The organism is Armatimonadia bacterium (assembly GCA_039679385.1).
Taxonomy (GTDB): domain Bacteria; phylum Armatimonadota; class Zipacnadia; order Zipacnadales; family JABUFB01; genus JAJFTQ01.
In genome coordinates this window covers 82,140-102,588 of the sequence record JBDKVB010000070.1, presented here as the reverse complement: position 1 = coordinate 102,588, position 20,449 = coordinate 82,140, and the positions used below count along the sequence as shown (strand labels likewise).

Genomic DNA, 20,449 nt, shown 5'->3' with positions numbered 1-20,449 from the left:
AGCAGCTGGCCAAGACACTGTGTCATACCGGAGAGACCTCCCGAAAGGGCCTTCTGTTGGCGCAGAACCCCATTTCGACGTCTCTCCGGTTTCACTTCCTCAGCAACTCATGAATAATGCGGGCTAGTCAGCCCAGTGGACGATGACCCCGATGACGTCGCGGTCGCCCTGGTTGATGCGCTCGTACATCGCCGGGCTCTCTGCAGCCTCGATGCGATGCGTGACCGTGTGCTCCCACTTGAGCGCACCCATCGCCATGTTCTTCACGACCGCTCGGCGGCAGGGGGCCATGCCGTCGTCGCAGGGGAGGAACATCTTGAGCCGCCGTCCGTGCGCCGGGAGGAAGTTGAAGGACAGCGGCGCTGCCCCGTAGTTCCCCTGCCACACGAAGGACCCGTCGCGGCGGCACAGCTCAACCGCCACATTGATGCACGCCGGGATGCCGGTGCACTCGAACACCATGTCCGCGCCACCGGGTACCAGCTTCTCGACTTCGGCCTTCGCATCACTCGTGGCGGCGTTGATCACATAGTCGGCGCCCATCTTCTGCGCGGTCTCGAGTTGCTTGTCGTTCATGTCGATGGCGATGACCACGCAGCCGCGGTGAGCGCAGGCGGCGATCACAGCCTGGCCAATCATCCCGGCACCGTGCACGACGACCGTCGTCCCCATGCGCGGGTTCGCCATATCGACGCCATTCAGCCCGACCGCAGGCATCACGAACATCGACGCGACGTCAATCGGCGCACCCTCGGGAAGCACCGCGGCGCCATGGCTGGTGTTCGGGTCCAGGATCGCGTAGGAGCAGTGCGAGCCACTCACGCAGGACACCTTCTGCCCGTCTGCAAGCGCCATGGCATCGTTGCGCCGGAAGTACACGCGGTCGCCGACCGCGAAGTTGCCCACCTCCGCACCGACGGCCTCCACGATTCCGGTGCCCTGGTACCCGGTGCACAGGGGATAGGGTCCCCACGAGATCTTGTTGCGGATGAGCGCGAACTCGGTGCCGATACTGACGCCGGTGTACAGTGTCCGGATGGCGATCTGCTTCGCCGTCATGTCCGGCAGGTCCACCTCTTCAAGGCTGAAGTGCTGCTGTTCATCGCAGATGAGTGCTTTGGCTCGCATCCTGGGACTCTCTCCTTGAGCCCGGCTCTCACCGGGCAGACTGGACGTCTGACTACTGCCGTGATCTCTGCCCTGCCTCCTCCGCATACTCGCGGAACAGGCGCAGATACAGTTGGTATTGGTCATAGGAAACGCCGGGCGGTGTCTGGTGGTCGCAGCTAACGATGTACCCGCCCTGCGAAGCCGTTGGGAGCAGTCGCTCGAACTCCCGACGCATTGCCTCCTCGCCCTTGTTCATGGTCATCTTGTCGAAGTGCCCGATGAACCGCATCCGCGGGTGTTCGCTCCGAAGACGTGCCACATCGACTCCGGCCTGGCGCTCCAGCGGCAGGATACCCTCAAGCCCAGCCTCCTCGAACCAGTAGGCGGGGACCGTCACATCGCCGTCGGAGTCGATGATCGGAATAATCCCACGCTCGCGCAGACGCGGGATGATCTGCTGGTAGTAGGGCAGGATGAACTCGTCGAACATGGCCTTCGACAGCATCGGCCCGTGGTTGTAGCTCAGGTCCTCGGCGAAGGTCATGAAGTCAGGCGTGCAGACCTCGCACAGCTCCTCGACCACCCGGATCTGCCACTCGACGAGGTCCTGATTCATCCGCCGCATCAGCTCAGGCTGATCGAAGAACGCATACAGGTGCCGCTCGATTCCGAACAGCGTTCGCGGGTACCAGAAGAACCCCTCCAGCGTGAACCACAGCACGGCATCGCCCTTCGCCTGCATCTGTGCCCACTGCTCCCACATCCCATGGTTCACGACCCCCTCGGGGTACAGGAAGGGCAGAACCTGCTCGTACTCCTCTGCGTTGGTCAGGATTCCCGCTCCATGTGAAGCAGGCGCAGGGCAGCCCTTGCCACGAATCGGGAACCCGCCTTGCAGGTACAGATCCAGCCCGAAGTGTCGACAGATGTCATAACGGTCCACCACCTCCGCCGGCAGTTGCTCCGTGTGCCAGCGGTCGATGGTCTGGTTCCACCAGACGGCCCACTCGACCACGGGCAGCCGGTCGAAGGGCTCGAAGTTCATCACAGCCTTGAAGCGTTCGCGAACGGTCATTGGTCCATGCCTCTCCCGAGTCGTAAGCCCCTCTTCGCCAGGGGTCAGGGAAGGAAGTTGTACATCGGCTGGTGCAGCGCAATCCCGTACAGGCCCCACCAAGTGCCGGCCAGGAACTCGCCCAGAATCATCCCGAAGAAGAACCGCGACGCCGGGCGGAAGGAGGACATCCCGCCGTAGCGAAGGAGGATCGCCTTCGCCAACCACGCCACCAGAATCGACGGCGCGAACAGCGACATTGACCAGCCACCCGAGACCGCGAAGCCCACGGGATGCAGCGACCACCAGGCGAAGCGCGACCTCATGGCCGCCAGGAACCCCGTCACGATCGCCCCGCCGGCCAGGGCAGCCACAGCATACCAGTTCGTCTCACCGGGGCTCGTCAGCCATCCCTGGAGCCGCACGAAGGCTTCCTGACCTTTCCCCGAACGACCTCCATAGGCGAAGCCGTCGTTGAGCATCACCAGCCAGCCGACGGCCAGCCCCAGCACCGTCGCCAGCATGAGAGCGCCGGTGAGTTGCCGCTGGTCCAGCCCCACCTCGTCAGCCAGCTTCATCGCCTCCAACTGGTGCGGCATCGGATGACTCCGGTGCGCCCGGTTGAAGGACCAAAAGAACGAGAACATCGTCAGGTTTGCCACGCCCAGCGGTCCAGCGCCGATCACCTCGGTGATGATCGCCTCCGGGCCGATCTTGTGCAGGTCGTGAACCGGCGATCCCAGCTCGGCACGAATCCGCGCAATCGCAATCGAGACCAGAAAGTACATCACCAGGAAGGCCACCGCGGGCCACAGCGTCATCCCCGCACGCAGGCAGAACACCAGCAACGCGACGCAGCCCACGATCACTCCCCACAGCGCCCAGGAGTAGGGAAGGGGCTCGCCGCTGTCGTCATAGGCCCGATACCCGAGCGCCGCGTACAGCGAGTCCTTCAGGTGCTTGCGCGACGACCACAGGCAGAATACCGCGAGCGCGAGATACGCGGCATGCATCTGCTCGTCAATCCACGGGGCCTTGGGCAGGTTTCCCCAGCCGAGCGCAGTGGCCCCGACCCGCTGGAACTTGCTGAGCACGTAGAAGAACCACGAGCTGAAGGCCAGGTCCAGTGGGATGAAGAACGCCAGCCCGACGCCGAAGGGGAAGACGCGCATCGGCGTCCAGCCGATCGCCCGCCAGGGCTGATTCCGCACGTAGGTGTTCAGGTCGTACTGCGACCCCATCTCACCCAGGATGTGCGGCACCTTCGGGTACAGAAAGTGCAGACCGTTCAGCAGGTCAATGAAGAGGGCGACCCCGAACCCGATCCAGAACAGCCCACTCGTCCACAGCGCACAGCGAGCCCGGGTCATCTCCAGCGGAAGCTGGATGATCGGGAAGCTCAGCTTGGCCTCGTCCGTCCACTGCTTCCGGAACAGCGTGTTCAGGCAGGTCATGACCATGATGAGCGTGAGGCTGAAGCCCGACCACAGTGCCGCTACTCGCAGCCACGGTCGCCAGTAGTGCGTCTCGAACATCGGCCGGTGGCTGTCGAAGTACGCCTGCAGCGCCCGCTCGTCACTCACCGTCAGCCACTTGGGCATCTGGGTGACGAACAGGTCCTCCCACTTGTTCTCCGGCGTGGCTCCCCAGATCGGGTGCGCGACGACCTCGGCGCAGGTCTGAATCTGGTCCAGTCCTGCGACCGCCGACCCAAGGCTGAGCATGGCGTAGATCACCACGAGCTCGCCCTGACTCAGTGCCCACTTCGGCCTGAGCCGTCGCACCGTGCCGTTGAGCAGCGCCAGCACTGCAATCGTGATGACCACGTTGAAGATCAGGCTGACCGTGGTCGGGCGGCTCTGCCCGCAGTAGAGCCCGGTCACCACGAACCACACGTTCAGCGGCACCAACACACACCCCAGCGTCACTGCACGCCAGGTGACCGGTGCGACTCCCTTGTGCTCAGTCCCGCGCGATTCTACCGCGCTCCCGGGGACCATGAGTGCGTTTAGCCCTCCAGGCACTTCTGCTTGATCTCCAGGTAGTGCAGGAAGCTGTCGTACGAGATGTCCGGCGGGAAGGTGTGGTCCAGCGTCGGGATGTAGCCGCCGTCCGCAGTCAACTCAGGGACCTTGCGGAGGACCTCGCGTTCAGCCGCCTCCGGGCCCTTCGCGATCTCTCGCTTGTCGATGCCGCCGGAGAGCGCGAGGTCATGACCATACTCCTTGCGCAGCTTCTGCGGCTCCATCCCCGAGGCAATCTCGCAGGGCCAGTGCAGCGTCACCCCACACTCAATCAGCAGCGGTATCAGCGGCTCCGTGTTCCCGTCCGAGTCCAGCGCGATGATGGTGATCCCGTGGGCTCGGAAGAACTCGTTCATGCGCTTGTAGTGCGGCATGAAGAACTTGCGGAAGATCGCCGGCGAGAGCAGCGGCCCCGACTTGCACGCGAAATCCTCGAAGTAGTTGAAGTAGTCGATGTCCACGTCCTCGACGGCCCGCTGCACGGTCTGCATCGTGAAGTCGGCGACGAACTCCACCATCTCGTGCACCAGCTCCGGCTGGTCGTAGAAGGCCAGCGAGAGGTTCTCTGTGCCCATCCAGCGCCGCAGGTTCGAATACAGGCCCACACAGGTATTCACGCCCAGGCACATTGTGTGCTCGCGGGCGTTCCAGCACTTCACCCGGCTGTCCCAGTAGGTTGGGTAGCGCAGCGGGTTGCTTGCCTCGTAGCGCTTCCTGAGGGCGGCGAAGTCTTCCGGGGTCTCCACCGGGAAGCGCAGGTACTGGTCCATGGACATGCGCGTCCCGTGCGCCGTGCCTTCCTTGAGTGCCTTGGTCACGATGCCCTGCCCATTTCGGGCGATCACATAGCGGTCGGTCTCCTCGATCATCTCGTGGTCGAAGGCCGGGATCATCCCCAGGTTGATGTTGAGGAACTCGCGCCGGTCGAGGCCGAAGTACTCGATCCCGTCGAACCAGGCTTCACGAATCGCCTCCGGAGGCATGCCCTCGGTCAGCCAGCGGTCATAGGTCTGGCCCCAGATCCCAAGTTCGTGGTTCGGGACTCGGTCCACGGGACGGAAGGTCACGCAGTTCACGTAGCGCTCGCGATTGGTCACGACCAGGCTCCTCCGCGTGGGAAGTAGTACCTCTAGTTCTTGCTGCACCATTCGGCCTCTTGCCACAGGCCACCTCCTGGGAACGCAGTGCCGAAGCCGTAAGGAGGTGGCCTGCGATCACCCGCGAACCTAGGCTCGCCTTGCGTGATTGCTTACCCCGGGAGCTACCCCATGAGCCGGCAGATTGCCCTTGACTGCATCAACCTCAAGCCCACGCCACGCTTCGGTCATACCGAGTACAGCCTGGGCTACCACAAGGACTACCTGCGCCGGAAGACAGGTCTCGATCCCGCCGATCCGGCAGCGATGCTCGAGCTTGAGAAGCTCTGGGGCTTCGACTTCTCCTTCGGCACGAACGACGGTCTCCACGGTAACTGGCTGGCCCTCGGTCGCGCCACCGACATGGGCCATGCCGAGTACGCCGCCGATGGCAGTGACCTGCGCCAGCCCAAGGAGTGCCCCTTCAGGACACCGGAGGAGGTCTGGGCCTTCGATCCCATCGCCGAGTATGGCCTGCCCGACTTCTCCGAGCAGGTGGCCACCTACGAAAAGCAGATCCAGGGCGCACGCGAGACTCGCCCCGACCAACTGGTGACGGGCGGCTACTACAAGACCATCATCTCCGGCGCGATCCAGGCCTTCGGCTGGGACATGCTGCTTCTGGCCGCCTCTGAGCCCGCGAAGCTGGAAGGCGTCCTCGACCGCCTCTTCCGCTTCACCGAGCACCACATGAAGGCCTGGGCCCAGACCAGCGCCGAAGTCATCATCCAACATGACGACTTCGTCTGGACCAGCGGCGCCTTCATGCATCCCAGCATCTACAGGTCGGTCATCCTGCCACGCTACGGCGAGTTGTGGAAGCCACTCAAGGCTGCCGGCAAGAAGATACTGTTCTGCTCCGACGGCAACTTCACGGAGTTCGCCGAGGACATCGCGGACCTGGGCGTGGATGGCTTCATCTTCGAGCCCTGTAACGACTTCGGCTGGATGGTCGACCACTTCGGAGACCGCTGCTGCCTGGTGGGGAGCTACGTGGACTGCCGGGACCTGGCCTTCCGCCCCTGGGAGACGGTGAAGGACAGCCTCGACAGGACCTTCGAGGCCGCCAGAGGCTGCAAGGGGCTGATCCTTGCCGTCGGCAATCACCTGCCGCCCAACATCCCCGGCGAGATGATGGATCGGTACATCGACTACCTCCTGGCCCACTGGCAGCGATAGCACGCACTGCCGAGCAGACCGGTCACCACGAAGCGCGGGCTATGTCACCCGCGCTTCACTTCACCTCGCAACACAAGTCCCTCTCAGCGCGTCTGCAGCGCCCGCAACACTTCCGCCGAGGTCTGGTCGAGAGTTCCCTCGCCAGTCGCCACACACTCCAGCGACCCGCCCAGCGCGGTCGCCATCTCCTGCGACCATCCCGCGTACCGCCCGAAGTCTTTGGCCGTCACCGGCCTGTTCATCGCCTCCACCGGGTCGATCCACAGGGCGCGTCGTGGCGCAACCAGCGCCGCCAGCTCCGGAAGGTCGAAGTCGGCCAAGGCCGAGGGCATCCAGAAGTAGTCGTATACCTCATGGTACGGGTTCTCGATGAGCTGCCGCAGCGAGCACAGCGTATGCAGCGTGACCACCTGCGATACCGTCGAGTCCAGCGCACCGGCCAGCAACGCCCACACTCCGCCCAGTCCTTCGCCGACCAGCACTGTCTTGCGGCCGCCAAGATCAGGCCGCGTCCGCAGGTAGTCACAGGCGCGCAGAACGTCGTAGGCCTGCATCCCGATCATGGTGCGTCCCAGGCAGCCGTAGGCCGTGATGGATCGAGTGTCCTTGCTCCACTGCGTCGGCACGTACCCAGCCGCACTCGCCGGATACTGACCGGCCATCGGATCGCTTTCGCCTTCGTCGCGGACATCCACCGACAGCACCACATACCCCGCCCGACACAAGCTCAGCGGCAGCGAGGGCAGATCGTACCGTGTTGGTTTCCCGCGCTCTGCCGCATGAATGACCACCGGCGCGCCGGGGCGAGGTGACTGCGGCTGCAGCAGCACCGCCGGAAGGTTGATCCCGGGCTCCGCCTGGAGGGTGAGCATCTGGGCTGTGAACCCCGACCCGGTCACCTCACGCAGGACACGCACTTCCGGTGCCGGGCGATTCGCCGCCACGTGCAGCCCTAGTCGCGCAAGAACGGCCTTCCGCAGCGCCTCTGCCTGTCTCTGCGCCTCCGACGCCGAAGCAGGTGCCACGCGGTGCGGTGCAATCTCCGCCAGCCGCCGCTGGTTCAGCGCTTGTCCGGTCGCTCCGCCCAGCGACTTCACCGCGAACCCGCTCTCCGTACACCACAGCTCCTGGGCCGTCAGCGGTTCCAGCTTCGCCTCCGCCGTCCCCTCAGCTTCCTTCCCCAGCCAGTGGTTCAGCCACTCGTAGGCAGCCTCACGCTTGGGTTGCTTCATGTCGTGGATTCCGTCGACCCACTTCACCTCGCACCGGTCGGTCCCGTAGCCCATCCCCACGTAGAACCGCTGCATGTCGGCCGCCCGTGGCACGTGATGCGTCTCTCCCGAGTCCTTGCCTACGATGAACCGGCACGGTCGCGGCGCGATGAGGCTCAGCACTTCCTTGTCGCGGAGCGAGATCCCGTTGAGGTAGGTGTTCTCACAGCTACCGCCGGGATGGGCGGCAGCGCACACCTTGATCCGCTCGTCCGCTGCCGTCACCAACAGGGCCATCTGCCCGCCACCGGAGTTGCCGACGGCCGCGAGTTGCTCCGCGTTGACTTCAGGACGCGAGACCAGATAGTCGACACCGCGAATCGCGTCCCAGGTGCGATAGCCGCCCAGCGTCTGGCCCACGAGGAAGGAAGGACGCAGCAACTGATGGTGCTGCGGAACGGTAGTGCCGACCAGGTTCTTCAGGGTCTCCGGCTCGAAGTACTCTGAGCGCTCGCCCTGTCCCTGCGGGTCGATGGCAAGCACCGCATAGCCCTTCTGCACCAGCCCCAGGCAGGTCTCGTGATACAGCACCCATCCCTTGCCCTCGTTCGAGTGTCCGCAGACGAAGATCACGCCGGGAACCGGAAACGTTCGCCCCTTGGGCCGGTAGAAGTTGGCGGTCACGAAGTACCCCGGGCAGCTTTCGTAGATCACCTTCTCGATCGCATACCCTTCGCGTTCAACCGTCCCGACCACTCGCGGGTTCAGCGGCGTCCGTGCCGGGAAGGGTCCCAGATACTCCGCGAGACGGGCCCGCAGGCCCTTCTGATAGGCGAGCCAGTCGGCTGGCGTCTTCAGCGCCGCCAACTGCGCCTCTCGCTCTGCATTCCGCGGACCGGTTGCGTACTTGTCCAGGAAGGCCGCGACCATCGAGCGCCCGGCAGCCACTTCCGAGGCGCCCTGATAGACCAGTAGGGAAGGGGGCGGAGGAAGCTGGTCGGCACCAAGCAGCACTCCGGAGAATCCCCCGGCCGGCGCAAAGCTCACACTCAGCAGGCGGCAATACTCGCCCACGTCCGCCTTCCCCCTGAGCACCAGCTTGCTGTTGCGCTGGAGGTCGACGCCCTTGAGCGTCCACTCCTTGCGCACGTCGGCGGTGCCCTCGGTCACTTCGTTCAGTGTCTTCGAGCCCAGTTCCTTACCGTTGAGACTCGCCGAGATCGTCGCCGCTCCGTCGGGCTCATCCAAGTACGCCACCTTGACATCATAGCGCCCCGTGTCTCCCGTGAAGTACAGCAGCGCCGTGCCCTCTGTCACCTCCGGCGGCAGTTGCAGGCAGTAGGCGTCACCGCGCCGGGTACGCTCGAATCCCTTCAGTTCCCAGAAGTCCTCCGGCCCGCAGACCGGAGCCTTCCTCTCGCCACCGAGCACCTCGCCACCCCTCTCAGCGCTCAGCACCAGGTCGTCATACCAGGCAGTCCCGCGACCGTTCATCTCCAGGTATACCATTGAGTAGCTGGGCACCGCGGGTGCCGTCGTCGTGAGGGTCACTCGCGTCCAATCACTATCGCCGGACACTCGTTCCGAGTCGGGCTGCGCCAGGATCTCCCCGCTCGGGCTCATGAAGTACAGCCGCAGGTGAGCCACGCCCTCCAGTGCTGCGCTCTTCACCCAACCGCTCAGTTCGCACCGGGACCCAGGCTTGATCACCAGATCGCCAAGGTAGCCCGTGCGCCACCGGCTGATCACGGCGGCGTTGTTGCGGATGCACATCGAGTGTCGTCCGCTGTGGGCCACCTCAGCCGACCAGCTCAGTTCGCGCACCTCGTCGGTCGGCGTGCGCATCTCCCAGAAGGCAGGGGCGTCCCCATCGGCCAGTTCGAAGCCCGGGTTCGGCACCAGGTTCGCCTGGGCTCCAGCGGGCATGACACCACAAAGGGGCAGTGTCCCGAGACACAGCGAGACCATCAGCACTCGTGACGGCATGAGCAGACTCCCTCCTCCTGAACGGTGGTGAGGGGCGGTTCCACCCCGAGCAGCGCCAAACCTGCCACCCTTCATCCTTGCCCGGTCCGACCTTCCGGCAGGCGGCAGGCGTCTATCACCTGTGCGGCGAACCCAACCCATACCCAAGCGCATCCCCGGCGCTTTCAATGCAGGGAGGTCGGTGGCAATGTTGCTGCGTGAACTGACGGGTCTGGCTGCAGTCCTGACCCTGATCTGCCTTGCCTGCGAGACGAGTTGCGAGCCCCTGCGGATTGGCGCGGCCGCACGTGTGCCCGACAATCCGCGCAGTCACTACAGCCGCTACGTCAACTGGCGTCCCTTCGACGGCGAGGTTGTCGACCTCAACCCACCACGCATGAGCTGGCCGTTGTGGCCTGACTGGCCGAAGGACTGGTCGGACACGAGTCACTCCTTCACCTTGCAGATCTCCGCCAATCCCGACTGCTCCGACCCAGTCGTCAACGTGACGAGTCCCTACAACTTCTACAATGCCCTGCCGGTACTGACGGGCTCGTCCAAGTGGTACTGGCGCCTTGGCTACGACCTCGGCACCCCGAAGCAGCGCTTCAGTGCCGTCCGGTCCTTCACCCTTTCCCCGCAGGCGAGCCAGTGGGACCGCTCCGCTCTCGCCGTCCCGAAGCTTCCCACTCCCGCTCACCCGCGAGTGCTCTTCACCGCCGCGAACCTGCCTCGTATCCGGGCTTTGGCGCAGGAGAACCCCTCCTCGAGGGCCGCCCTCGACTACATGATCCAGCGTGCCGACAGCATCCTCAGGAAGCCCTGGTGGGCTGTTTTCCCGACTTCCGACCGGCGAACCGAGCCGCAGCAGCCCTTCTACAGCATCGCCGAGGACCTGGTCACCGTCTGCTTCGTCTGGCGGATGACCGGCGATCCGCGCTACGCCGCCGTCAAGGAGCGGGCACTGCAGTGGGCCGCCTATCCTCCCGGTGGACGTTCCTCTCCTGAAGGTCTCGGCGGCGACGGCAGCGAGGACGCGACCCAGGGCAACGAGCACCTGGCGCTGCTCTTCGACTGGCTCTACCGCGACCTGACGGAATCCGAGCGCCAGGTCATGATCAACTCACTCCAGTGGCGCGTTGACCACATCATGAACCGTTTCTCCTGGGCCGCCGGTGGTGGACGTGGCGGCATGCTCCGCCTGACCTTCCGCTCCGAGGCGAACCGGTCCCTGCAGCTTGGCGATTCCCGGCAGACCGTCATGCCCAGTGACCAGTGGCGCGAGCAGACTTGGGAGGTGCCCGTTCCCGCGGGCGCCACTCACGTGGCGATCGAGCCCTTCAACTACTACAGCGCCGGTGAGGTGTGGTGGGACCGCGTGCAGGTGACCGACGAGAAGGGCACCGCCCTGGTGCGCAATCCCGACTTCGCCCAGGCAACCGCGAACGCCCCGGCCGGTTGGTCAAGCAGCGACTACGGCACCGCTGCCGACCTCAAGTTCGACCCCAAGGGTGGCGCCGACGGTACAGGTGCCGTCGGCATCCTCTGCCGGGACAGCACTCAGCGAGGCGCCTGGTCTCAGTCCGTCGCACTTCAGGGCGCTCGCAAGCTCACCGTCACCCTTCGCTACCGAACTACCATCGGAGCCGGTCAGCCCACTGTTCGGGCTTCTTCTCTTGCCGGCATGGCCGCCAGTCACCAGTTCGAGGCCGCCATGGACACCGCCGTCTGCGGCCTCGTCCTCTACGAGCACAGTCCGGTCGGAAAGGCCTGGTATGATCTCATCAGTAACTACCTGGTGGGCGTCACCTGCAGTCACGGCTTTGACGAGGCCTGGAACGAGGGCGCGGGCTACGGTACCTCCAAGTGCAAGTGGCTCATGAACGCAACGCTCTACTTCGACACGGCCTTGCCCGGGGCCCACCTCGGCCGCAATCCCTTCTATCGTCGCCTCGGTGACTGGTTCTGCCGAGTCATCCCCGTGGGTATGGACCACCACGCCTGGGGCAACCAGGCGAACGCTTCGCCCGGCAATCACCTGGCCCACATGCGCAAGTTCGCCTACCTCACCGGTGAGGGCCGCTTCCTCCTCAACTGGCAGCAGTACGGCGGCAAGGACTTCTCCACCTTCCGTCCTTGGATCGAGTACGTCCTTCCCGCCTACTACAACCAGCCCACACCGGAGCCCGAGCGCGACCCGGTGGCCCTGTTCCCGATCGACGGTTGGGCGATGGCGGCCAGTGGACCGCCCAGCCTGCGAAGCACCTACAACGAGGGAACCGGAGTCATCTTCCAGTGCCGCCCACGGGGAGGGTTCAGCCACTCCTTCAACTCCGACGGCTCCTTCCAGTTGCACGCCTACGGGCAGATGCTGAACCACGGTGGCGGCAGTTCAGCCAATCTGGACGCCTTCGCCTACCACACGATGAGCCACAACACGCTCCTCATCGACGGCCTCGGCCAGGCCCAGCCAGGCACCGGGCAGACCTCGCCGACCTACGGGCGCATCGTCGGCTTCCAGCGCGGCGACCAGTACACCTACTTCGCGGGCGACGTCACCCACTGCTACCCGACGCAGCCCGGCAACTACGCTCGCTGGGGTCTCCCGCTCGACAAGGTCTACCAGCAGCGGGCGCTGCCCTATCTGTCCCGCTTCGTGCGCCATATCCTCCACCTGCGCAACCGCTACTTCGTGATCTACGACGACGTCGCCACCACTCAGCCGGCCACTTTCACCTGGCTGTATCACATTCTGCCCGACGACCCGATCGACTTCGACCCGAACAGCTTCCGCCTTGACTACAGCGTCGGCAAGGTCCGCGTTCGCCTGCAGCAGCTATCCCATCCCGACGAGTTGGTGCTGCAGGACCGTCAGGGCCTCGACGGCTTCCTCAACCCCATCACCGGCGAGGACTACCGCGAGTGGCGCAAGGACAACATCGTCTGCGGCCACAACCTGTGGATCAGCAACTCCCGACCGGCGAAGGACTGGAGCTTCCTCACCGTCGTCTATCCACAGGAGCCCGGCGGGGCCTTCCCCCAGATCCAGCGTCTCGACGATGCCACCGTCCGCGTGGGTGCCGACCTCATCTGCTTCGATCCACGCAGCGCCTTCGCAGCCCAGTCCAGCTTCCTTGTCGACGTTGCCGCGATGCGTGCCGCCACACCTTGAGCCGCTGTCCGACTGATCCTCTCTCGTCTGGAGGCGATAGCGATGTTGGTAGCCTTGCTCTTCCTTGCAGCCCTTGCTCTACTGGCTCTATCGCAGGCCGGCGCAGCGCCCGCCGAGCCGCTCAAGCTACATCCCGACAACCCGCACTACTTCCTCTTCCGAGGCAGGCCCACAATTCTGGTCACCTCGGGCGAGCATTACGGTGCGGTGCTCAATGCCGACTTCGACTACCGCAAGTACCTCGACACGCTCCAGGCCTGCGGCCTCAATCACACTCGCACCTTCGTCGGCGCCTACATGGAGCACCCGGGTGCCTTCAAGATCGCCCGCAACGTCCTCGCACCGGCTGCAGGACGACTGCTCTGTCCCTGGGCTCGCAGCGACGAGCCCGGCTATGTCAACGGTGGCAACAAGTTCGACCTCTCCCGCTGGGACCCGGCCTACTTCGCGCGTCTGACCGGCTTCCTGCGGCAGGCCTCCCACCGGGGCATCATCGTCGAGGTCAACCTGTTCTGCCCCTTCTACGGCGAGGAGCAGTGGCGCCTGAGCCCGATGAACGCGGTCAATAGCATCAATGGTCTGGGGAAGGTAACGCGCGAGCAGGTCTACACCCTCGACCAGCATGGGGGCTTGCTGCCTGTCCAGGAAGACATGGTGCGCAAGGTCGTCGCCGAGTTGCGCGACTTCGACAACCTCTATTACGAGATCATGAACGAGCCCTACGTCCGCGAGGTCCCCGATAGCTGGCAGCGCCGTATCTCCGGAGTGATCGTCGACGCCGAGAAGTCCTTCGCGCACCGCCATCTCATCTCCCAGAACATCGCCAACCACAAGGCACAAGTCACCGACCCCGACCCCAGGGTCTCCATCCTCAACTTCCACTACGCCTTTCCACCGGATACCGTCGCGATGAACTACGAGCTCAACCGCGTCATCGGCGACAATGAGACGGGATTCAGCGGCACCACCGATGCCCGCTACCGCATGGAGGGCTGGGCCTTCCTTCTATCCGGCGGCGGGTTGTATAACAACCTCGACTACTCTTTCACGGTAGGCCACGAGGACGGGACCTTCGAGTACCCGCCGGAGCAGCCGGGTGGCGGAACTCCGACCTTACGCCGTCAGTTGGGGTTCCTCTCCCGCTTCCTCCACGGCTTCGACTTCGTGAGGATGTCGCCGGACCTCGCAGTCCTCGACAGCCCGCTGCCCCAGGGAGTGGTCGCCCAGGCTCTTGTCGAGCCCGGTCGCCAGGTTGCGCTCTACCTGTACCGCCCCGAGCGCAAGGAGCCCGGCGGTCCGGTAGAGCTCTCACTTCGCCTTCCGGCCGGGAGCTACAGCGCCGAGTGGGTGAGCCCCGTCAGTGGCGAAGTGCTGCAGCGTCGCGAGCTCCAGCACCAGGCGGGTAGCTGCAAGCTCCTGTCGCCGCCCTTCGACGATGACCTTGTCCTCAGGATCCTTGCCGACCGTTAGGACACCGCGCACCTGGAGTACAGACATGCGCCTTGCCGTTCTCTGCCTATCCCTGTTACCCGGCCTTGCCCTTGCCGAGACGACGCCCATGCATCATGGCGTGGTCTTCTTCTGCCCCCAGGAGCCTGCCGAGGCCGTCAAGGAACTGGAGCGCATCAAGGCCGACGGCTTTGACCTCCTCAAGTTCGCCTCCTGGGCCTGGACCCTACCGAAGCCCGGTTCGCCCGTGGAGGCTCGTGCGCAGGCAGTCCTCGACTGGTGCGACCGCAACGGGATGGCCTTCGTCCTGCTCCACAACGTCCAGTATGGTTCAAAGGGCGAGGGCGGCGGCCTGGAGGATCAGGCTCTGCACCCCGAGCAGGCGCTTCCGCTCGTGACGGACTGGGCCCGGGTTCTCGCCGGCCACCCTTCCGTCCTGGGTGTGATCCTGGGTAACGAGGTCGGCCCTGCAGTCGGTTCGCCGGAGAAGACGCCTCGATGGTGGTCAGGCTTCCAGGGCTGGCTGCACGCGAAGTACGGCGACGTGGCGACGCTCAACGCCGCCTGGGGCACTGACTTCGCCTCCTTCCAGGAGGTCCGCGATCCTGCTCAGGCTCAGACGGCCGTCGACCTGCGCAGCTATGCCGGGGAGCGCTTTGCCCAGTTCTACGGCTATCTCTTCGACCACGCTTTTCGGCCGGTGCTCGGAGAGAAGCTCTACGGCGCGAAGACCAGCCTCGACCCCTTCCTTCAGCGCGCCTGCGGTGCCTTCACCATGACCTGCTGGGACGATGTGGTCTCCGAATACCCGCCCTGGCGCCTCAAGCTCGCCGCCGACACCGTCCACAAGCCGGTCTTCAACTCCGAGCTTCATCTCTACCACGACAACTACGCCTTCCGTCCGTCGGTGGAGCGCTCACGCTACCGCTACTTCCTCAGCGCGATCCTGGGGGAGTACCTGACCGCCAGCTTCGCCTGGGGGCAGTGGCAGAAGCCGGCCATCAGCACGGTCCATGCCGCGACACCCGGCATCCTTCGCGACTTGCGGAGACTCGAGCCGCAGTTGCGTCAGTTCCACGAGGCCGACGAGCAGGCGGACCTCCGCGTGCTGGTCACTCGCGCCGGTTACTACGGCCCCTGGGAGACGGAGCAACGCGATCACCCGCTTGCCGTCCTCTGCGCGAGGATGTCCTGCCTCGGCAAGCCCTGGCGCTACCTCGTCGAGGACGAGCTCGCGACTCTCTCCGAGGGTACCCTCGTCTGTGGCCCGGAGCCCCTCTCTCAACCGACGGCGCAGGCCCTGGCCTCCTTGCCCGACCGTGTCCGTCTCCTCTTCACAGGTTCCCTTCCCACGAGCGACGACTACGGCCGACCGCTTCCCGAGCCGCTCCTCAAGAGGCTCGCGGCACGGTCCACGGTCACGACTCCAGAGAACCTCCCGCAGGTGGTTGGCGTTGCACCAGGTCTCCCGGAGGCTTACCAGCGCACCGGTGACGTGCCCTACCTGCAGTGGGATCAGCAGCGCGGCCACTTCGACACGCCCGAGACGATCTGCCTGCTCGAAGCCCGACGCGTGACGACCGCCGACCGGACACTGGTGTGCGTCATCAACCACACTCGAGAGCCGCAGACGGCTCCGCTTCCCTGGGCGAAGGGTACCCTTCGTGACCTCACCTCCGGCGCAACTCTCACGCCCGGCCAGGTGGCCTCGATGACCTTCAGCCCTCTTGCGATCAACCTGTACGAGTGCGACCGCTGAGCCCTCCGCGCCAGACCGCAAGACAAGACCGAGGAGACGCCATGACACCACAGCCACCCACACACAGCATGACGAGCCCAGGCGCCCGAGCCCTGCTGGTTGCCCTTGCCCTGCTAACCTTGCCTTTGACGACCTACGCCCAGCCAGGCAATGCATCGCCTGACCAGGTCAAGCACCCTCGTCTGCTCCTGACCACCGATGACCTGCCGCGACTGCGCGCCAAGGTTCAGAGCGGCGTCGCTGCCTCTGCCTACCAGCTCCTCAAGGCCCGCGCAGACCTGTTCCTGCGACTCCCGACGAACCCTTACCTGACCTCCAAGGCCTACACCGGGCGCATGTTGCAGGACCACCTCTGGACTCTGGCCCTGACAGGCCTCCTCTCCGAGGACGCCCGCTACACCACCAAGGCGGTCGAGGTCCTCTGCGCAGCGGCCGAGCAACTCAGCACCGCAGACTTCATCGCCTTCAATGATCACCTGGCCGTCGGCGATGCCGCCCTTGCCTATACTCTTGCCTACGACTGGCTCTATCCGAGCATGACTTCGGCGCAGCGCGAGCTGGTGGCTGCCGAGATCGCTGAGTTCGGTGCCTGGCTCTTCGCCGAGTCACCCCGACCGCGAACAGTAGGCTCCGGCGTGCCCATCGGCGCCCTCGTCCGCAATCGCCTGGCGCACAACCACTCAGCCATCGTCCACGGTGGCCTGGCCCTCTGCGCGATGGCCCTTGGCGGCCACGACGACTGGCTGAGCTATGCGGTTCCTCGCGTGCGGGGGTACTTCGAGAACACCGTCGACGCCACAGGCGCACCCTACGAGGGCCTTGGCTACCTGTGGTATGGCCTCCACAGCACAGTCCCGGCTGCCCTTGCATACCGCGATCTCTCAGGCGTCGACCTCCTGCAAGGCCTTCGTGGCGTCTTTCAGGCCCCGCGCTACCTGCTGTGGCAGCTCCTCCCTTCGGCACGTCGCTTCGTGCCGACCAACCAGACTGCACCTTCCCTGGCGCCCTCCGGCTCGATGCTCTACCTCGTCGCGCGGCAGCAGGATCTGGTGGGCTACTGGGCCTGGTTGCGCCTGATGAACCCGGCAGACTTCACAACCCGCGACCCGGGCCTTGGCACGGGACTCTCTGCCGAGCTTCCCTTCGTGATCCTCTGGTGTGCCCCGGACCTCGTCGCCCAGGACCCGGTCGCTGCACACCTTCCCCTCAGTCAGCGCTTCGAGCGTGGCGAGGTCGCGATCCGCGACGGCTGGGGCGAGCGCGGCTCCTTAGTGGCCGTGAACTGTGGCGAGGGCATGACCGGAATCTGGGATCACCCCGACGAGGGCACCTTCAGCTTCTACGCCCGGGGCGAGGAGTTCGTTGTCGACACCGAGGCGCATCTCTACGACTCCCTGTGCCACAATACGCTGGTCATCGACGGGGAGGGCCAGCCCTTCGGAGGACCCGGCACCTGCACCCAGGGACGCATCACGGCCTTCGAGGACCGTGGCGACAGCGCCTTCGTCCTCGCCGATGCCACCCGAGCTTACCGACATGATCCCGCCGATCCAGCCCACTCCCTGCATCACTTCCACCGCAGCGTCCTCTTCGTCCGCGCCCCGCAGCCCTATCTTGTGATCGCCGACGACGCCGCGATGGACGACCAGGCACCCCATCAGTTCCAGTGGCGCCTTCACACCGCCAGCCGTTGGGCCGAGCGCAACGATATCGTCATCGGCGAAGCCCCGGGCCGTGCCCGCATACTCGGCAGGAACCACGGGGCAGCCTGTGAGGTCTACGCCTTCGGCCCGCAGCCGCTGGCTCTCTCGCTCGGCCGCACGCCGAAGTATGACATTCCCTACCTGGCCGGCTCCACCACTGCAGCCAATCCTCACTTCGTCGTAGTCCTGTGCGCCCTCGACAAGGGCGAGACCGCACCAACCGTCACCCTTCAGCAGACCGAAACCGGCGGGCAACTGCGCCTTCTCTTCGCCGACGGGAGGACCGACGAGATCGCAATCGCACCGGACTCCCTCCGCCTTTCGACCACGACTCGCGGGTAGGGGCTGCAGTCAGTGAGGTGCCCTTACCTTTCGCCGCTGGCCTTTGCCTCTTGCCTTTCCCCCTCGCCACCGCGTGGAGAGGGGGAGTCGAGCGACAGCGAGACGGGGGTGAGGTGCCGTTCGTGGAGAGGGAGACAAAGGGCGTGAGGTGCCGTGACCGCGGTATAATGAACCTCCAGGGCGTCTCGGAGGTCATGAAGAGAAAGAGAAATCGCGAACACACGCCGGGCGGCCTGGGAGGTTCGCCTGAAATGGCAGCGTGTCTGGACCAACGAGGAGTCGGATGCCTATGCGTGGGATGGGATTTGAGCGAACTGTAGGAGGAATGGGCCGCACCTATGGTCTGCAGCGCCAACCGATGGTCGGTCCCGATTTTGTGCCCTTGCCCATAACTCGGGCACGGGTGGGCCGCGTTGCCTCCTACTTCCGTCCCTACTGGGTCCAGTGGATCGTCATCGTGCTGTGCATCGCCGCAAGTTCCGGACTTGGGGTGCTGCCGCCCTTGTGCGTCCGCGGCATCCTCGACCAGGCCATACCCCACAAGAACCCCGGCCTTCTTCACCTTCTGGTCGGCGCAATCGTCGCTCTCTCCATCACCGGCGGCTTCATCGGTGTGCTGCAGAACTGGCTGAACGCGAGCATCAGCCAGGGCATCGTCTACGACCTGCGCAACCAGCTCTACCGGCACATGCAGAGGCAGTCTCTTGGCTTCTACACGGCCACACGTGCCGGCGAGATTGTCTCGCGCCTCAACAATGACGTGGCAGCCGTCCAGAACGTCGCCACCGACACCGTCGTCTCCATCCTGAGCAATGTGATGACCCTTACCGCGACACTCGTGGTCATCTACTCCATGGACCCGTGGCTGGCGACCCTTGCGGTCATCATCGTCCCCAGCTTCTATCTCCCGACGAGACTCGTGGGCCGGATCCGCCGTCGCCTCTCGCAGGAGACGCAGGAGAGCCAGGCCGATATGCTGGCCTTCATGGAGGAGCACCTCAATCTTGGCGGCAGCGTGCTCACCAAGATCTTCTGCCAGGCGGACGCGGACGCCCGCGAGTTCACTGCCGACAATCGCCGGGTTCGCGACCTCACCGTGAAGCAGGCCATGGCAGGCCGCTGGCTCTTCATGTGCCTCTCGGTCTTCAGCGTCGCCGGCCCCGCCCTTATCTACTGGTATGGTGGTCAGCAGGCCATCGCAGGTGCGCTCTCCGTCGGTACCATCGTCGCCTTCGTTGCCTACCTGTCCAACCTCTATCGTCCCGTGGGCCAGCTCGCGAGTGTCTATGTGCAGGTCCAGGGCGCCCTGGCCGTCTTCGAGCGCATCTTCGAGTACCTCGACCTGATCCCCGAAGTCGCTGACACCAAGGACGCTGTCGACCTCAAGCAGGTCGACGGTCACCTGCGCCTGACGAAGGTGAGCTTCGAGTACCCGCGGCGTGCTCCTCGCTCGACAACCGGGCCGATCTCCACAGAAGAGCCTGCGGCAGCGGCGACTCATGACAACGGGCAATGGGCGCTGCAGGACGTCTCCTTCGAGATCCGTCCCGGTGAGCGAGTCGCCCTGGTCGGTCCCAGCGGAGCGGGGAAGACCACCATCACCTACCTCCTCCCACGTTTCTACGATCCGACCGAGGGCACCATCACCCTCGACGGCCACGACCTGCGCACGATCACCCAGGACAGCCTGCGCCGCAACATCGGCTCCGTGACTCAGGACACCTTCCTGTTCCATGCCAGCGTGCGCGAGAACCTGCTCTATGCCAGGCCCGGCGCGACGCAGGAGCAGATCGTCGCGGCCGCGAAAGCAGCACAGATCCACGAGTTCATCGCAGACCTCCCGGAGGGCTATGACACCATCGTCGGCGAGCGTGGCTTCCGTCTCTCCGGCGGCGAGCGACAGCGCCTTGCCATCGCCCGAGCTCTGCTCAAGAACCCCCGGATCCTGATCCTCGACGAGGCAACCAGCCACCTCGACGCCACCTCCGAGTACCTGATCCAGCAGGCGCTCGAGGCCTTGCTCCGCGACCGGACCTCCCTGATCATCGCCCACCGACTCTCGACGATCCTCAACGCTGACCGCATCGTCGTCATGGAGGGCGGACGCGTCGTCGAGGTCGGCACGCACTCGGAGTTGCTGGCGAACGCCGGCCTCTACTCCAAGCTCTACTACCAGCAGTTCAGCCGTGTGGTCGCCGACGCGAGGAAGACTCCCGCAGCTCCCCGCAGTTAGCCCTTAGCCTCTGCCGGCCGTCCGCAGTCCTGCACCTTCCTGCAGGAAAGCATGAGTGTGCGTCGAAGAAGGGTCCAACGGGGGCCTGCCCTGGCCTTGGATTCAGGGCGTG

At 65.0% G+C, this 20,449-nt stretch carries 11 protein-coding genes; 6 read left to right on the top strand and 5 right to left on the bottom strand.

Going from position 1 to position 20,449, the window contains the following annotated elements:
- Positions 1-123: 123 nt before the first annotated feature.
- Genes ABFE16_08110 through ABFE16_08095 form a run of 4 tightly spaced genes read right to left on the bottom strand, consistent with a single transcriptional unit; the run spans position 124 to position 5,285 of the window.
- Complete coding sequence (locus ABFE16_08110; protein MEN6345258.1) at positions 124-1,128, bottom strand: zinc-binding alcohol dehydrogenase; 1,005 nt, start codon at positions 1,126-1,128, stop codon at positions 124-126.
- A gap of 52 nt (positions 1,129-1,180) precedes the next feature.
- Positions 1,181-2,185 (bottom strand): uroporphyrinogen decarboxylase family protein, encoded by a 1,005-nt coding sequence (locus ABFE16_08105; GenBank protein ID MEN6345257.1) that lies wholly within the window; start codon positions 2,183-2,185, stop codon positions 1,181-1,183.
- 44 nt (positions 2,186-2,229) lie between these two features.
- Positions 2,230-4,164 (bottom strand): DUF6785 family protein, encoded by a 1,935-nt coding sequence (locus tag ABFE16_08100; GenBank protein MEN6345256.1) that lies wholly within the window; start codon positions 4,162-4,164, stop codon positions 2,230-2,232.
- An 8-nt stretch (positions 4,165-4,172) separates the two neighbouring features.
- Positions 4,173-5,285, bottom strand: coding sequence for a uroporphyrinogen decarboxylase family protein (locus ABFE16_08095; protein ID MEN6345255.1), 1,113 nt, complete (start codon positions 5,283-5,285; stop codon positions 4,173-4,175).
- A 171-nt stretch (positions 5,286-5,456) separates the two neighbouring features.
- On the opposite strand from ABFE16_08095, the gene ABFE16_08090 reads away from it, so the two are divergent.
- Positions 5,457-6,503 carry a uroporphyrinogen decarboxylase family protein gene (locus tag ABFE16_08090; protein ID MEN6345254.1) on the top strand — a complete coding sequence of 349 codons (1,047 nt, stop codon included), beginning with the start codon at positions 5,457-5,459 and terminating at the stop codon, positions 6,501-6,503.
- An 83-nt stretch (positions 6,504-6,586) separates the two neighbouring features.
- Here the strand turns inward: ABFE16_08090 and ABFE16_08085 are convergent, their stop codons facing one another.
- Positions 6,587-9,700: an acetylxylan esterase gene (locus tag ABFE16_08085; GenBank protein MEN6345253.1), complete on the bottom strand. Its 3,114-nt coding sequence runs from the start codon at positions 9,698-9,700 to the stop codon at positions 6,587-6,589.
- Positions 9,701-9,887: 187 nt separating this feature from the next.
- On the opposite strand from ABFE16_08085, the gene ABFE16_08080 reads away from it, so the two are divergent.
- From ABFE16_08080 to ABFE16_08060, 5 genes are all read left to right on the top strand, one after another.
- Positions 9,888-12,851, top strand: a complete 2,964-nt coding sequence (locus ABFE16_08080) for a DUF4962 domain-containing protein (GenBank protein ID MEN6345252.1) — start codon at positions 9,888-9,890, stop codon at positions 12,849-12,851.
- A gap of 42 nt (positions 12,852-12,893) precedes the next feature.
- On the top strand, positions 12,894-14,321 hold the full coding sequence (locus ABFE16_08075; GenBank protein ID MEN6345251.1) for a hypothetical protein: 1,428 nt from the start codon (positions 12,894-12,896) through the stop codon (positions 14,319-14,321).
- A gap of 25 nt (positions 14,322-14,346) precedes the next feature.
- Positions 14,347-16,059 (top strand): beta-galactosidase, encoded by a 1,713-nt coding sequence (locus ABFE16_08070; GenBank protein ID MEN6345250.1) that lies wholly within the window; start codon positions 14,347-14,349, stop codon positions 16,057-16,059.
- Positions 16,060-16,100: 41 nt separating this feature from the next.
- Positions 16,101-18,104, top strand: coding sequence for a heparinase II/III family protein (locus ABFE16_08065; protein MEN6345249.1), 2,004 nt, complete (start codon positions 16,101-16,103; stop codon positions 18,102-18,104).
- Between the two features lie 289 nt (positions 18,105-18,393).
- A complete protein-coding gene (locus tag ABFE16_08060) occupies positions 18,394-20,337 on the top strand; it encodes an ABC transporter ATP-binding protein (GenBank protein MEN6345248.1) in 1,944 nt (647 codons plus the stop codon).
- The last annotated feature ends 112 nt before the right edge of the window (positions 20,338-20,449 follow it).